The sequence below is a fragment of the Bacillus sp. Bvel1 genome (assembly GCF_014872755.1).
Taxonomy (GTDB): domain Bacteria; phylum Bacillota; class Bacilli; order Bacillales; family Bacillaceae; genus Bacillus; species Bacillus velezensis.
The window spans coordinates 710,379-723,873 of record NZ_JAAOBZ010000008.1 but is presented as its reverse complement, the minus strand read 5'-3'; the positions used below and the strand labels follow the sequence as shown (position 1 = coordinate 723,873).

Annotated in this window: 14 protein-coding genes and 3 pseudogenes; 13 read left to right on the top strand and 4 right to left on the bottom strand. The window is 47.7% G+C overall.

From position 1 onward, the window contains the following. The first annotated feature begins 57 nt into the window (after positions 1 to 57). The 6 genes and pseudogenes from cidR (at position 58) to HAP68_RS17990 (ending at position 4,809) form a co-directional block, all read left to right on the top strand. Positions 58 to 966, top strand: coding sequence for a cidABC operon transcriptional activator CidR (gene cidR, locus HAP68_RS18020; RefSeq protein ID WP_003150908.1), 909 nt, complete (start codon positions 58 to 60; stop codon positions 964 to 966). A 2-nt stretch (positions 967 to 968) separates the two neighbouring features. Next, positions 969 to 1,787, top strand: coding sequence for a hydroxyethylthiazole kinase (gene thiM / locus HAP68_RS18015; RefSeq protein ID WP_024085951.1), 819 nt, complete (start codon positions 969 to 971; stop codon positions 1,785 to 1,787). Next, a complete protein-coding gene (gene thiE, locus HAP68_RS18010) occupies positions 1,784 to 2,458 on the top strand; it encodes a thiamine phosphate synthase (protein ID WP_024085950.1) in 675 nt (224 codons plus the stop codon). Before thiM ends, thiE begins: the two co-directional genes overlap by 4 nt. Positions 2,459 to 2,521: 63 nt before the next feature. Next, positions 2,522 to 2,843, top strand: a pseudogene (locus tag HAP68_RS18000) (Efem/EfeO family lipoprotein); the annotation flags it as partial. Positions 2,844 to 2,861: 18 nt separating this feature from the next. Then, positions 2,862 to 4,118, top strand: coding sequence for an iron uptake transporter deferrochelatase/peroxidase subunit (gene efeB, locus HAP68_RS17995; RefSeq protein WP_024085948.1), 1,257 nt, complete (start codon positions 2,862 to 2,864; stop codon positions 4,116 to 4,118). Between the two features lie 88 nt (positions 4,119 to 4,206). Beyond that, complete coding sequence (locus HAP68_RS17990) at positions 4,207 to 4,809, top strand: DsbA family oxidoreductase (protein WP_003150913.1); 603 nt, start codon at positions 4,207 to 4,209, stop codon at positions 4,807 to 4,809. A 20-nt stretch (positions 4,810 to 4,829) separates the two neighbouring features. Here HAP68_RS17990 and HAP68_RS17985 read toward each other — a convergent pair whose 3' ends face one another. The 3 genes from HAP68_RS17985 to HAP68_RS17975 form a co-directional block, all read right to left on the bottom strand. Further along, positions 4,830 to 5,504, bottom strand: coding sequence for a glycosyltransferase family protein (locus HAP68_RS17985; protein ID WP_024085947.1), 675 nt, complete (start codon positions 5,502 to 5,504; stop codon positions 4,830 to 4,832). Continuing rightward, positions 5,504 to 6,184: a class I SAM-dependent methyltransferase gene (locus tag HAP68_RS17980; protein WP_003150915.1), complete on the bottom strand. Its 681-nt coding sequence runs from the start codon at positions 6,182 to 6,184 to the stop codon at positions 5,504 to 5,506. The genes HAP68_RS17985 and HAP68_RS17980 overlap by 1 nt, the downstream gene beginning before the upstream one ends. A gap of 217 nt (positions 6,185 to 6,401) precedes the next feature. Next, a complete protein-coding gene (locus HAP68_RS17975; RefSeq protein WP_003150917.1) occupies positions 6,402 to 6,563 on the bottom strand; it encodes an anti-repressor SinI family protein in 162 nt (53 codons plus the stop codon). Positions 6,564 to 6,898: 335 nt separating this feature from the next. On the opposite strand from HAP68_RS17975, the gene HAP68_RS17970 reads away from it, so the two are divergent. The 5 genes and pseudogenes from HAP68_RS17970 to galT all read left to right on the top strand — a co-directional run bounded on the left by HAP68_RS17970 (position 6,899) and on the right by galT (position 9,777). Next, complete coding sequence (locus HAP68_RS17970; RefSeq protein WP_003150919.1) at positions 6,899 to 7,522, top strand: TetR/AcrR family transcriptional regulator; 624 nt, start codon at positions 6,899 to 6,901, stop codon at positions 7,520 to 7,522. Positions 7,523 to 7,601: 79 nt separating this feature from the next. Beyond that, complete coding sequence (locus HAP68_RS17965) at positions 7,602 to 7,988, top strand: GtrA family protein (protein ID WP_032857211.1); 387 nt, start codon at positions 7,602 to 7,604, stop codon at positions 7,986 to 7,988. 88 nt (positions 7,989 to 8,076) lie between these two features. Then, a pseudogene (locus tag HAP68_RS19720) lies at positions 8,077 to 8,121 on the top strand (hypothetical protein); the annotation flags it as partial. Positions 8,122 to 8,144: 23 nt separating this feature from the next. Next, a pseudogene (locus tag HAP68_RS19590) lies at positions 8,145 to 8,246 on the top strand (hypothetical protein); the annotation flags it as partial. Continuing rightward, a complete protein-coding gene (gene galT / locus HAP68_RS17955) occupies positions 8,236 to 9,777 on the top strand; it encodes a UDP-glucose--hexose-1-phosphate uridylyltransferase (RefSeq protein ID WP_024085945.1) in 1,542 nt (513 codons plus the stop codon). The pseudogene HAP68_RS19590 and the gene galT, both read left to right, overlap by 11 nt. Before the next feature lie 15 nt (positions 9,778 to 9,792). Here galT and HAP68_RS17950 read toward each other — a convergent pair whose 3' ends face one another. Beyond that, positions 9,793 to 10,038 carry a GlsB/YeaQ/YmgE family stress response membrane protein gene (locus HAP68_RS17950; protein WP_003150926.1) on the bottom strand — a complete coding sequence of 82 codons (246 nt, stop codon included), beginning with the start codon at positions 10,036 to 10,038 and terminating at the stop codon, positions 9,793 to 9,795. A gap of 502 nt (positions 10,039 to 10,540) precedes the next feature. Here HAP68_RS17950 and qoxA point away from each other — a divergent pair. Both qoxA and qoxB read left to right on the top strand, forming a co-directional pair. Beyond that, entirely contained in the window at positions 10,541 to 11,506 is a 966-nt protein-coding gene (qoxA, locus tag HAP68_RS17945) for a cytochrome aa3 quinol oxidase subunit II (protein WP_014306059.1), read from the top strand. Positions 11,507 to 11,533: 27 nt separating this feature from the next. Then, positions 11,534 to 13,483, top strand: coding sequence for a cytochrome aa3 quinol oxidase subunit I (qoxB, locus tag HAP68_RS17940; protein ID WP_012118743.1), 1,950 nt, complete (start codon positions 11,534 to 11,536; stop codon positions 13,481 to 13,483). Positions 13,484 to 13,495: the final 12 nt, after the last annotated feature.

The following is a 13,495-nucleotide window of genomic DNA, read 5'->3' as shown; positions in this document are numbered from 1 at the left end:
AAAATACATATAAAGAATAATGTGTATTCCTTTTGTCTATAGAAAGGATGAAATGTAATGGATATCCGGCACTTAACGTATTTCTTGGAAGTGGCCCGTTTGAAAAGCTTTACGAAGGCTTCACAGTCTCTGTATGTTTCACAGCCGACAATCTCAAAAATGATTAAAAACCTTGAGACGGAGCTCGGCATTAAACTGTTTTACCGCAATGGCCGGCAAGTTGAACTGACTGACGCCGGGCAGAGCATGTATGTGCAGGCGCAGGAAATCACAAAGTCATTCCAAAACCTGACGTCAGAGCTGAACGATATTATGGAAGTGAAGAAAGGGCACGTCCGCATCGGTCTTCCGCCGATGATCGGGTCCGGCTTTTTCCCGAGAGTGCTCGGTGACTTCCGCGTCACATACCCCGATGTGACGTTTCAGCTTGTTGAGGACGGCTCTATTAAAGTGCAGCAAGGGGTGGAGGACGGCTCGCTTGATATCGGGGTCGTCGTGCTTCCCGCGAATGAAGAGATTTTTCATACCTTCACAATCGTCAAGGAAACCCTTATGCTTGTCGTCCATCCGTCACATCGGCTCGCTGACGAGAAAGAATGCAGTCTTCATGAATTGAAAGAAGAGCCGTTCATATTTTTCAGGGAGGATTTTGTCCTTCATAATCGAATTATGACGGAATGCGTGAAAGCCGGATTCAGGCCGCATGTCATTTATGAAACATCACAGTGGGACTTTATCAGCGAAATGGTATCCGCCAATCTCGGTATCGGCCTGCTGCCGGAAAGAATCTGCCGCGGTCTTGATCCTGACAAAGTCAGAACCATTCCGCTCGTTCATCCGGTCATTCCGTGGCATTTAGCCATCATTTGGCGGAAGGACCGCTATATGTCCTTTGCCGCCAGAGCCTGGCTGGAGCATACGAAATCGTATTTATGGAATCCGAAAAAGAGAAAAAAGGATGATTAAGCATGGACGCACAAACCGCAGCTCAACACTTGAGTAAAGTGCGGGATCAAAACCCGCTCGTTCACAGTATCACCAATAATGTCGTCACGAACTTCACCGCTAACGGACTGCTCGCGCTCGGCGCATCGCCCGTTATGGCTTATGCAATTGAGGAGGCTGCCGACATGGCGAAAATCGCCGGAGCGCTCGTCCTGAACATAGGCACCCTCAGCTCGGCATCGGTTGAAGCTATGATCGCAGCCGGAAAATCGGCCAATGAAAACGGTGTTCCGGTCATTTTAGATCCGGTAGGCGCCGGCGCCACGCCGTTTCGGACGGCATCAGCCCGCAAGATCATACAGGAGGTCCGCTTGTCCGTTATTCGCGGAAATGCCGCGGAAATTGCCAATATTGCCGGCGCCCCTGATTGGAAGATAAAAGGCGTGGATGCGGGGGAAGCCGGAGGAGATGTGGTTCAGCTCGCTAAGACGGCTGCAAGCGGGCTGAAGACGGTCATTGCGATTACCGGAAAAACCGACGTCATCTCCGACGGCACCGACACATACGCCGTACATAACGGTGATAAACTGCTGACGAAGGTGACGGGGGCGGGATGCCTGCTGACGTCTGTAATCGGAGCCTTCTGCGCAGCGGGGCAGGACGTTCTGCAATCGGCCGTTTCAGCCGTTTCTGTATACGGAAGCGCCGCTCAGCTTGCCGCTTTGGACACCTCCCATAAGGGGCCGGGCAGCTTCCAGATTGAGCTTTTAAACAAGCTGGCAAGCATCTCAGAACAAGAAGCGGCTGAGCTTGCTGCAATTGAAAGGGTGACAGAAAAATGACGCGTATTTCTCGGGAAATGATGAAGGATATGTTATCGGTTTATTTTATTATGGGATCAAACAATACAAGCGCAGACCCGGTTTCCGTGGTGAAAAAAGCAATTGAGGGCGGCGCTACGCTTTTTCAATTTCGGGAAAAGGGGAGCGGTTCTTTAACAGGGTATGAACGTGTCCTGTTCGCGAAGCGGGTGCAGGATGTCTGCAGGCAGGCCGGGATTCCTTTCATCATTAATGATGATGTCGAATTGGCCTTGCGCCTTGAGGCGGACGGAGTGCATATCGGACAGGATGACGCAGACGCCGAAGAAACGAGAGCGGCAATCGGCGATATGATTCTCGGTGTGTCAGCACATAACGTCTCCGAGGTGAAGCGGGCGGAAGAAGCCGGAGCCGATTACGTCGGAATGGGCCCGGTCTATCCGACCGAAACAAAAAAAGATGCTGAAGCCGTGCAGGGCGTTACATTGATTGAAGAGGTACGGCGTCAGGGCATCACCATTCCGATTGTAGGAATCGGCGGCATTACGGCTGACAACGCGGCGCCCGTCATTGAAGCGGGTGCAGACGGCGTCAGCATGATCAGCGCCATCAGCCAAGCCGAAGATCCAAAAGCGGCGGCGCGGAAGTTTTCAGAGGAAATTCGGCGCTCCAAAGCAGGGCTGTCCCGATAGGGCGGCCCTTTTTCTGTGTGCGCAAAAAGGCGTGACGGACTGGGGGAATATAAGCCGTATGTCAAGAACAGAGCAATCAAGCTTGCAATATCGACCGAAACGTTTGACGGCTCTATCGCTTCTCTCAAAGTGACGCCTGAACCAATCACCGCAGGCTCAAAAGCCCTCTATAAAACAGTGAATAGCGCGCAGTGAGAGACCATTTCGAGGTCACGGAAAAACTTAATGCGGAATTCAGCGAATTTGAAGTTTTGATGTCGAAATACAAAACGTGCGATCAATGTATACGTCTTGTGATACATTAAGTACAGATCAAATCAGAGAGATAAGCACGAAGCTGACGGCCCTTTCTGAAACCATGTCGAAGATTGCCGATGTGCTTTAAAAGGAGTTAAGACACAGCATGAGCGATGAACATAACAAGGAAAAACAGATCCACAGACGGGATGTCCTGAAGTGGGGCGCCGTCGCGGGCGCAGCCGTCGCTGTCGGAGCGAGCGGCCTCGGAGGACTCGCGCCGCTCTTCAAACCGGCGGCCACCGCTTCAAAGAAGAATGATGAAAAACGTGATCGTGATCAAATCGTTCCTTTTTACGGAAAGCACCAAGCAGGAATCACAACGGCGCATCAGACGTATGTGTATTTTGCGGCGCTTGATGTCATGTCAAGCGACAAAGCCGATGTCATCTCCCTTTTCAAACAATGGACAAGCTTGACGCAGCTGCTGACTTCAGGCGCCGTCCCGTCAGGCGAACAGAAAAATAAATATATGCCTCCGCAGGATACCGGGGAGTCGCAGGATCTGGCACCGGCGAATTTGACCGTTACCTTCGGCTTCGGCCCCGGGTTTTTCGAGAAAGACGGGAAGGACCGCTTCGGACTGAAGGATAAAAAACCGAAGCACCTCGCCGATATTCCGCCGATGCCTAACGACAAGCTCGATAAGAAACAAGGCGGCGGTGATATCGTCATACAGGTCTGCGCGGATAATGAACAAACGGCGTTTCACGCGGTGCGCAACCTGATGAAACAGGCAACAGGCGTGTGTGAAGTCCGCTTTCTTAATAAAGGTTTCTTAAGCGGCGGAAAAAACGGAGAAACACCGCGCAACCTCTTCGGATTCAAAGACGGCACCGGCAACCAAAGCACGAAGGATGAAAACCTGATGAATTCGATCGTTTGGGTTCAATCAGGAGAGCCGGACTGGATGACGGGCGGCACGTACATGGCGTTTAGGAAAATTAAGATGTTTTTAGATATATGGGACCGTTCATCCTTGAAGGAACAAGAGGACACGTTCGGGCGGGTGAAAAGCTCGGGCGCGCCTTTCGGACAAAAAAAGGAAACCGATCCCGTGAAGCTGAATCAAATTCCCGCCGACTCGCATGTCAGCGTGGCAAAATCAACCGGCAGACAGATTCTGCGCCGGGCATTTTCCTATACGGACGGAATTGATCCGAAGACGGGCTATGTTGACGCAGGCCTGTTGTTTATCTGCTTTCAAAAAGACCCGGACCGCCAATTTGTCCCGATGCTGAAGGCTTTGGCGGCAAAGGATGCGCTGAATGAATACACACAAACGATCGGCTCTTCCTTATTCGCCTGTCCCGGCGGCTGTAAAAAAGGAGAATATATCGCCCAAAGGCTGCTGGAATCGTGACACCTTCCATATGGAGGGTGTTTTTTTTAAAAAAACACTTGTAACTATAAAAGTTACAACTTAAAATGATAAGGAAAGGAGACTTACAATGACACTGCAGATTAAAGTATATTCTGATTATGTATGTCCGTTTTGCTATGTCGGCAAAGCGGCGTTTGAAGAAGCAATCAAGGACAAGGACGTACAGGTGGAATGGATGCCGTTTGAATTGCGTCCGAGCCCCTCGCCGAAACTTGATCCGGTGAATGATCCCGCCAAGCGGCAGATGTGGAAAAACTCCATTGAGCCGATGGCGCAGTCGTTAGGCGTTGAAATCACGTTCCCCCGCGTGTCACCGCATCCATACACGGATTTGGCATTTGAAGGCTTTCATTTCGCAAAGGAACACGGGAAAGGAAGCGAATACCATACACGCGTTTTTCAGGCGTTCTTTCAGGAAGAACAAAATATCGGTGACGTTGGCGTGCTGACAAAGCTTGCGGAAGAAGCCGGACTTGACGGCGCTGCCTTCAAAGAGGCGCTTGAGACAAGAGCGTACAAGGACGTACAGCGGGAAGCGCTCCGCCATGCTTATGAGGAAGCCGGCATTACGGCAGTGCCGACGTTTATCATCGGCGATGAGAGAATCCCTGGCGCGGCGGGAAAGGAAACCTTTGAACAAATCATTGAGCGGGAACTGAATAAACGTTAACCCGAAAAAAGCCCTCTCGATCAGCGAGAGGGCTTTGCCATATAGTGTTTGACAAATGTTTGTCTGTCCGCTTCATATGCCGCGGCGTCAAAGGAGTCGCCGCAAAAATGAAGGCACCAAGGGTCTTTCTGGCAGGCGACGCCGACTTGATAGCCGTGTTTTTGAAATTCGAGCGACTGTGATGTGTCGTAAAAATGAAAGCCGCGAAACAAATCCTCCCGCCACTCCACGTCATATTGAGCCGCCATTAACAAGCCGTCAATGGCGTCAGCGGGCGTAAACAGGCCGTCTTCATCACCGTGCTCAAAATCCAGCGGGTGATAAGCATTCCCCCGGTATTCAATCACTTTTCCCATCCGCTGTCCGCTTTCCCACCAAATGCCGTTCGGCGGCAGGGTTTTGCAGCCGGCGACACCGAGAAGGCCGAGCTCCTGATGAGATTGAAAGATATGAAGCATGTCATGAAGGAAATGCTGATGAATGATAAAAGTATCCTGATGCAGATAAATTTTATATTTGGAGGGGTGTTTCAGCGCTTTGTTGTAGGACGAGGCCATGCTTGCTGAATCGTATATCGGCATGATATCAACGGAGTATGAAGGGGGGACGGTAAGCTGCATGATATGGCTCTTGCACCGGGAGTACAGCGACTCATCATTCACACAGACGACAAACAGAAATGAATGTGAATCCATTACATGCTCCTCTCGGCCTCAATCACATATTGATAGGCCGATGCTTCTGTCATAAAGTCATGCCTTATGCCAAGCTGTACGCATACTTCGTGCAATGATGCGATGGCTTTGTGGTAAGAAGGGTGATCAACGCGGATCGCCTCAATGCGTTTGACCTCATAGCCGGCGGCTTTAAATAATGAAAGAGTCTCTTCCCGGGTAAAAAAACGCAGGTGGGTCTGATCCATTAATCCGGCGTCACTGTAAGTCCATTTGCCGGCTAAAAGCTCCAGCACGACTGAGATGTGGCCGACATTCGGTATGCATGCAAGCACCGTGCCGTCTTTTTTTACATAAGGACGAAGCTTTTTCAGCACTGTCCACGGGTCGATAAGATGCTCAAGAACGTCTCCGAACAGCATGCAGTCGAATTGCTCTGATTCGTACGGAAGAATGGCGGATTCAATGTCGCCGCAAAGCACGTGGCTCAATTTGCTTTCCGCCTTTTTTGCGGCTTCGGGATACGCTTCAATGCCGTAAACCGTTATTCCGCGGTCTTCGATCGCCGCTCCTAAATTGCCCGTGCCGCAGCCGACATCAAGCACTGTCCGCCAGTTTTCGTCTATTTTGTTCAATAAATAAGGATTCAGGCCTTCGTAGTAGTTCTGTTGTTTTTCATCATAATAGGGATTCGTATCCATCTGTGTATCACCTCATAAATGGGCATAATACACAAGATATGCAGCGGGGGGATCTCATATCACCATGTTTGGCTGTTCAATTGCGGAATGCGGACGGGAATGGTTGTCCGGTATACGGTTTGTTCTCTGATTCCCCTCTTATTGCGGGTGTTCCTTTGAAAACTCGGGTGCGGGCGGACTGTGGCAGGTCATATAGTAAAAGGATCCGCCTGTAATCTTACCGCTGGCGGATGGTGTTTTTCATTGGTGTTTTTTTCTTCACCGCTTTTTCAGTATTTAAGAAGCGCCTCACATCGTCAATGTGCAAACCCATGATTCTAGCCTCTTGAATTAACAATTGCCAATCTTGATCTATATCTTTCATTACATGAGTTTTCATAAGAACCTCCAATTGAAAAATTGATTTGCCCAGCTACAGCAGCCAATGTATAACAAATATCACACATAGTTGGCCGGTAATCCCAAATTGAAGATGAATTCACCTACCTATTCCCTAAGAAAATGACTGAAATAACCAAAATCCTTCAAGAATTCTTACATATAATAATAAACAAATAAATACTGACTGGATAGTATGCAAATAAAAATAAACCATATGACCTATTAACATTTACCCTCAAAACGTCGATTAGCATATTCTTTTTGCATAAAAAATACCGCAAAAGAATGATTCGGTGTAAGATAAAGTGAATGATCAAACAGCTGGGGTAAAAAATGAAAAAAAACAAATTTCAAATTAAGAGAGAAGAAACATTTGAAAGTTTTATTGACGCAGGCCTTCATCTCCTGATTGAAAGAGCTTACGATTCAGTCTCAATCGATGACATCAGTAAAGCGGCGGGTTTCAGCAAAGGGGCGTTTTACGTTCATTTTGAAAGCAAGGAAGATTTTCTGAAGCATTTGTTAGAGAGGCGTCAGATTAAAAAAAGGATCATCACTGGCTATCTCGACGAATTAGAAAAGCAAACAGAGCGGCCGTTGACGCTTTGTGAAGCCGCGGCCAGCGCGGCCAGCCTGTTGATGCGGTTTGTAAACAGCAAGCCTGCCTGGAATGTTGTGTCTTTTGCCGTTCATATGCCTACTTACAAAGTCGTCAGTGAATATGAAGCTTATATCCGCCTGTATAAGTTATGGATAGAAGAAAGCACCATGTACATAAATTGGCTCAAATCGAGAAATTTAATAGAAGACCATATAGATACCGAGCATACCGCTAACATGATGTGCGCGCTCATCGACGGGATGATTAAGCAATCCAATGTGCTGGGAAGGCCGGTTACTTTCCGCAGCATGTTTGACGCGCTCTATGTTTTTGTCAGCGGCAGAAAATCAGGGTAACGTTCTTCTTGATTTGACAAAAGGTTTAGAAAAGTCTTTCAGAAAGCGAGGAACTGCCATGCGCTACAGAGAAATTATGATGTATATCATTATGGGGATATTCACGACCATCGTGAATATCGTCAGTTTTTACATTCTGACGTCGGCATTTGAGATGGATTACAAGGCGGCGACTGTCGCCGCTTGGATTCTGTCCGTTCTATTTGCTTATGTTACGAATAAACGGTATGTCTTTCAGCAAAAGACCGCGGGGATGCGGAGTCTGATGAAAGAATTAACGGCCTTTTTCAGCGTGCGGGTACTGTCTCTCGCCATCGATCTCGCCATGATGATTCTTCTGGTCAGTCAATTTCATATGAACGAAACATTGGCGAAAATCGCCGATAACGTCATTATCGTAGTCGTCAACTATGCGGCCAGCAAGTGGATTGTCTTCAGAAAAGCGAAAGAAGAGGGCGTGTCATAACCGTTTCTTTCCGCGTCCCGGGGGGAAAGTGTAATGGTGAAAAGGGGATGCGTTTGAAGCGCAAAATAAAGAAAGCGTTTGCTGATGTATTCGGGGAATCCGAGACCTGCGCTTTTTCTTTGCGCCCGGCAGAGTGAATCTCATCGGAGAGCTAACGGGGACCGCTATGAGGAGAAGACAGAGAGAAAAGCTGACTTTTACACGGCGGATATCGGCGCCGGAGCGAGAGAACTAAAGGGGGATGACGATGGCAATTGAGCGGCACGTGGAACGTTTAATCCGGTACGGATTGCAAAAAGAGCTGATTTCATTTCTTGATATTGAATATACAAGAAACCGTTTATATGAAACTTTGCATATTACCCATCCGGAGGCTTCAGAACAGAAAGAAAATGAATCGGCGGCATCATTGCCGGACATATTGGCCCCGATTTATGAATGGGCGGCAGAAACGGGCCGGATTGCAGCCGATACAGACACCTATCGCGACCTGCTGAGCGCGAAGATCATGGGCTGCTTTGCCCCGCAGCCGTCCGAGATTGTGCGTCGTTTTGAAGAAACAAAGGCGGTGCACGGGCCGGAGCAGGCGACAAAGGCGTTTTACCGATTTTCAGAGGATGTGTATTATATCCGTTCGGACAGAATACAGCGGAATGTCGGATGGACGGCTGAGACGGCTTACGGAAAGCTGGACATCACGATCAACCTTTCAAAACCGGAAAAAGATCCGAAAGCAATTGCCGCTGCCAAAGAGCAGCCTCAATCCGATTATCCGGGATGTGTTCTTTGTAAAGAAAATGTCGGGTACAAGGGGAGACCGGATCACCCGGCGCGTCAAAACCTTCGTGTCATTCCGGTCATTCTCGGCGATGAGCAGTGGTTTCTGCAATTTTCTCCGTATGTGTATTACCGGGAGCATTGCATCGTTTTGAAAGACCGGCACGAACCGATGAAGATCAGCAAAAAAACGTTTGACCGGCTGCTGTCGTTCGTCAGCCAGTATCCTCATTATTTTCTCGGTTCCAATGCTGATCTGCCGATCGTCGGCGGCAGTATTTTAAGCCACGACCATTTTCAGGGGGGCCATTATGAATTCCCGATGGCGCTGGCGGAGACAGAAAGCTGGTACAGGCTGCCTGACTATCCGAAAACGGTGCTGGGAATTGTGAAGTGGCCGATGTCGGTCATCCGCCTGCAAAGCGAGAGCGCGTCTGAGCTTTCCGGCGCGGCGGATGCCATCCTGCGGGCATGGCGCGGTTATTCCGATGAGGCGGCTGATCTCCTCGCCTGTTCAGGAGAAACACCGCACAATACAATTACGCCGATTGCCAGGCGGAGAAACGGTTTATTCGAATTAGATCTCGTCCTCAGAAATAACCGCACCTCTGATGAGCATCCGCTGGGAATTTTTCATCCCCATCAGGAAGTTCATCACCTGAAAAAAGAAAATATCGGACTGATTGAGGTAATGGGGCTTGCGATTCTGCCGGGCCGCCTTGAACAAGAAATGAAATACACGGCTGAAGCGCTGTGCTCACCGGACCCGGAGGCGGTCTTAACGGCAGACCCTTCTGCGGCAAAGCATAAAGATTGGGCGCTCAGTGTGCTGCATAAGCGGAAGGTAACGAAAGAAAATGCGGAACAGATTCTGAAAGAGGAAATCGGCCATGCCTTTGCGCGGATACTGGAGCATGCCGGCGTCTTTAAACAGACAGAAGAAGGCAGAGCGGCTTTCCGGCGGTTTATCCGCCATTTGGGCGCTCTACCGGAAAAAAGCCCCATCCCATAAGGGACGAGGCTTTTTTTATCCTCTGCTTCTGGCGATCAGGCTGAATAAGAATACCACGATCGCAGCTCCGATGATTGCCGGAATGATGGCAAAGCCGGCAAGGTGAGGCCCCCATGTGCCGAGCAGTCCGTGCCCGATCCATGCGCCGATCAGACCGGCGATCATTGACCCGATGATTCCCCCGGGCATACTGCCTTTTACAAATAAACTTCCGATCCAGCCGATAATAATAGCGACAATCAGAGATACGATAAAACCCATAAATATCACTTCCTATTTTTTATTATTTATGCCTATATGTTTCCTTCGTTTTGTCCATATTAAACATATGAATGCGTTTTTTATAATGAACATATCAAGGCGCGTTCCGGTCTTTTTTTTCACAATGCGTTGCGTTAAAATGGAAACCGTGTGAAAAGGTGTGAGCAAAGGAAAAAATAATTCTTTTGTAGAATGTTTAACAAAATGAAACTTTTTGTTGACCAGCGATTTTTATTATGGTAAACCTTTATTTGGTATTATTCGTTCTCGCTATCTTTTTTCTCTATATATGCTAAATGATCTAAAACTTTTTATGTTTGACTTACGCAAGTGGAAAAAGTTCATGCATTTTTTGACGATTTTGTGACATTAGGTCGAAAAAAAGATGAACTTTAGAAAAAAATAAAGCTAATAAGGGCAGATTTTGATAGCATAACAAGGTAGATAGAGAAAAGATTTTGAGAAAGTACATTTCAGATTCACTACATCAATAGGAAGGATGGTGATCTTCTTGTTCAGAGCATTTAAACCGTTACTTTTATTAGCGATGTTGGCTGTTGTTTTCGTACTGGGCGGATGCAGCGACATTTCCGTTTTAGATCCGAAAGGACCTGTAGCAGACCAGCAGAAAGATCTGATTCTCTTGTCAATCGGATTTATGCTGTTCATTGTCGGCGTCGTATTCGTACTATTTACAATTATTTTAGTGAAATACCGCGACCGCAAAGGCAAAGACAGCGGAAATTACAAGCCCGAGATGCACGGCAACACGTTCTTAGAAGTAGTCTGGACAGTGATCCCAATTTTAATTGTTATTGCACTTTCTGTGCCTACCGTACAGACGATATATTCGTTAGAAAAAGCGCCTGAAGCGACAAAGGATAAAGAGCCTCTTGTTGTTTATGCTACTTCGGTAGACTGGAAATGGGTATTCAGCTACCCTGAGCAGGATATTGAGACGGTTAACTACCTGAACATTCCTGTAGACCGTCCGGTTTTATTTAAAATTTCTTCAGCAGATTCAATGGCATCGCTATGGATTCCTCAGCTTGGGGGACAAAAATACGCGATGGCGGGAATGCTGATGGATCAATACTTACAGGCTGACAAAGTGGGAACATATGAAGGCCGCAACGCGAACTTCACCGGCGAACACTTTGCCGACCAGAAATTCAACGTAAAAGCTGTTACGCAAAAAGACTTTAACAGCTGGGTGAAAAAAGCCCAAAGCGATTCTCCAAAGCTGACGAAAGAGAAGTATGACGAACTGATGCTTCCGGAGAATGTCGGAAAATTAACGTTCTCTTCTACACACTTAAAATACGTTGACCACGGCCAAGATGCCGAATATGCGATGGAGGCGCGCAAACGCCTTGGCTACAAAGCCGTATCACCGCACTCTAAAACAGACCCGTGGGAAGATGTAAAGAAAAACGAATTTAAAGTATCCGACGATAAACAAGATTGAAATTGAACAAGAAAGGAGGAAGCCCGAATGAAATTGAGATGGGATGAATTTTTTGTAACAGGTGACCCATTAATTCTGGGCGCACAAGTTTCCATTGCGCTTTCCACTATCGCTATCATCGTTGTACTCACATACTTCAAAAAGTGGAAATGGCTCTGGTCTGAATGGCTGACGTCTGTAGACCATAAGAAACTTGGAATCATGTACATTATCTCTGCTGTTATCATGCTGTTCCGCGGCGGGGTCGACGGCTTGATGATGCGCGCCCAGTTAGCGCTTCCTAATAACAGTTTTTTAGACTCAAACCACTATAATGAGATCTTTACGACTCACGGTACGATCATGATTATCTTCATGGCGATGCCGTTTTTAATCGGTCTGATCAACGTTGTCGTACCTTTGCAGATCGGTGCGCGCGACGTAGCATTCCCTTACTTGAACAACCTGAGTTTCTGGACGTTCTTCGTAGGTGCGATGCTTTTCAATATTTCTTTCGTTATCGGAGGTTCTCCGAACGCAGGATGGACGAGTTACATGCCGCTGGCAAGCAACGACATGAGTCCCGGGCCTGGTGAGAACTTCTACCTGCTCGGTCTTCAGATTGCCGGTATCGGTACGCTGATGACGGGTATCAACTTTATGGTGACGATCCTGAAAATGCGTACAAAAGGCATGACGCTGATGCGTATGCCGATGTTCACATGGACGACGCTGATTACAATGGTTATTATCGTATTCGCCTTCCCTGTTTTGACAGTGGCATTGGCGCTGTTATCATTTGACCGTTTGTTCGGCGCTCACTTTTTCACGCTGGAAGCCGGCGGTATGCCGATGCTTTGGGCTAACTTGTTCTGGATTTGGGGACACCCTGAAGTATATATCGTTATCTTACCGGCATTCGGTATTTTCTCTGAAATTATTTCAGCGTTTGCAAGAAAGCAGTTATTCGGTTACAAAGCGATGGTCGGCTCAATTATCGCCATTTCCGTCCTGAGTTTCCTTGTATGGACCCACCACTTCTTCACAATGGGGAACAGTGCGTCCGTTAACTCTTTCTTCTCGATTACAACGATGGCGATTTCGGTTCCGACCGGGGTTAAAATCTTTAACTGGCTCTTTACGATGTATAAAGGCCGGATCAGTTTTACAACACCGATGCTGTGGGCGCTTGCGTTCATCCCGAACTTCGTTGTCGGCGGGGTAACAGGGGTTATGCTTGCGATGGCTGCAGCGGATTATCAATACCATAATACGTACTTCCTCGTATCTCACTTCCACTATGTGCTGATCGCGGGTACGGTATTTGCATGTTTCGCAGGATTTATTTTCTGGTATCCGAAAATGTTCGGCCACAAGCTGAACGAAAGAATCGGAAAATGGTTCTTCTGGATCTTTATGATCGGATTTAATGTATGTTTCTTCCCTCAATACTTCTTGGGGCTGCAAGGTATGCCTCGCCGTATTTACACTTACGGACCGAATGACGGATGGACTGCATTGAACTTTATTTCAACTGTCGGAGCCTTCATGATGGGTGTCGGATTCTTAATCCTTTGCTACAACATCTACTACAGCTTCCGCTACTCTACTCGCGAGATCAGCGGAGATTCATGGGGCGTGGGACGTACGCTTGAGTGGGCGACTTCATCTGCGATTCCGCCGCATTACAACTTTGCGGTGCTTCCTGAAGTGAAATCTCAAGATGCGTACCTGCAATTGAAAGAAGACAAAACGGATATTCATCCGGAAAGCAAGTTCAAGAAAATCCATATGCCGCACAACTCCGGAAGACCGCTTATTATGTCAGTGGCGTTCGGTATTGCTGGCTTCGGACTTGTGTTTGAATGGTTCTGGATGGGCATTGTCGGCTTGATCGGCATTCTGCTTTGCATGGTGCTTCGTTCATTTGAATATGACAATGGCTACTATATACCTGTTGAAGAAATAAAAGAGACGGAAAGAAAGATTTCCGAATAAAGGAGGCGTGAT

Excerpts from the sequence above, each read along its gene's own strand:
- HAP68_RS17980 (WP_003150915.1), bottom strand. The coding sequence starts at position 6,184 with ATGGATACGAATCCCTATTATGATGAAAAACAACAGAACTACTACGAA.
- thiE (WP_024085950.1), top strand. The coding sequence starts at position 1,784 with ATGACGCGTATTTCTCGGGAAATGATGAAGGATATGTTATCGGTTTAT.
- galT (WP_024085945.1), top strand. The coding sequence starts at position 8,236 with ATGGCAATTGAGCGGCACGTGGAACGTTTAATCCGGTACGGATTGCAA.
- qoxB (WP_012118743.1), top strand. The coding sequence starts at position 11,534 with ATGAAATTGAGATGGGATGAATTTTTTGTAACAGGTGACCCATTAATT.
- efeB (WP_024085948.1), top strand. The coding sequence starts at position 2,862 with ATGAGCGATGAACATAACAAGGAAAAACAGATCCACAGACGGGATGTC.
- HAP68_RS17985 (WP_024085947.1), bottom strand. The coding sequence starts at position 5,504 with ATGGATTCACATTCATTTCTGTTTGTCGTCTGTGTGAATGATGAGTCG.
- thiM (WP_024085951.1), top strand. The coding sequence starts at position 969 with ATGGACGCACAAACCGCAGCTCAACACTTGAGTAAAGTGCGGGATCAA.
- HAP68_RS17970 (WP_003150919.1), top strand. The coding sequence starts at position 6,899 with ATGAAAAAAAACAAATTTCAAATTAAGAGAGAAGAAACATTTGAAAGT.
- HAP68_RS17950 (WP_003150926.1), bottom strand. The coding sequence starts at position 10,038 with ATGGGTTTTATCGTATCTCTGATTGTCGCTATTATTATCGGCTGGATC.
- HAP68_RS17975 (WP_003150917.1), bottom strand. The coding sequence starts at position 6,563 with ATGAAAACTCATGTAATGAAAGATATAGATCAAGATTGGCAATTGTTA.
- HAP68_RS17965 (WP_032857211.1), top strand. The coding sequence starts at position 7,602 with ATGTATATCATTATGGGGATATTCACGACCATCGTGAATATCGTCAGT.
- cidR (WP_003150908.1), top strand. The coding sequence starts at position 58 with ATGGATATCCGGCACTTAACGTATTTCTTGGAAGTGGCCCGTTTGAAA.
- HAP68_RS17990 (WP_003150913.1), top strand. The coding sequence starts at position 4,207 with ATGACACTGCAGATTAAAGTATATTCTGATTATGTATGTCCGTTTTGC.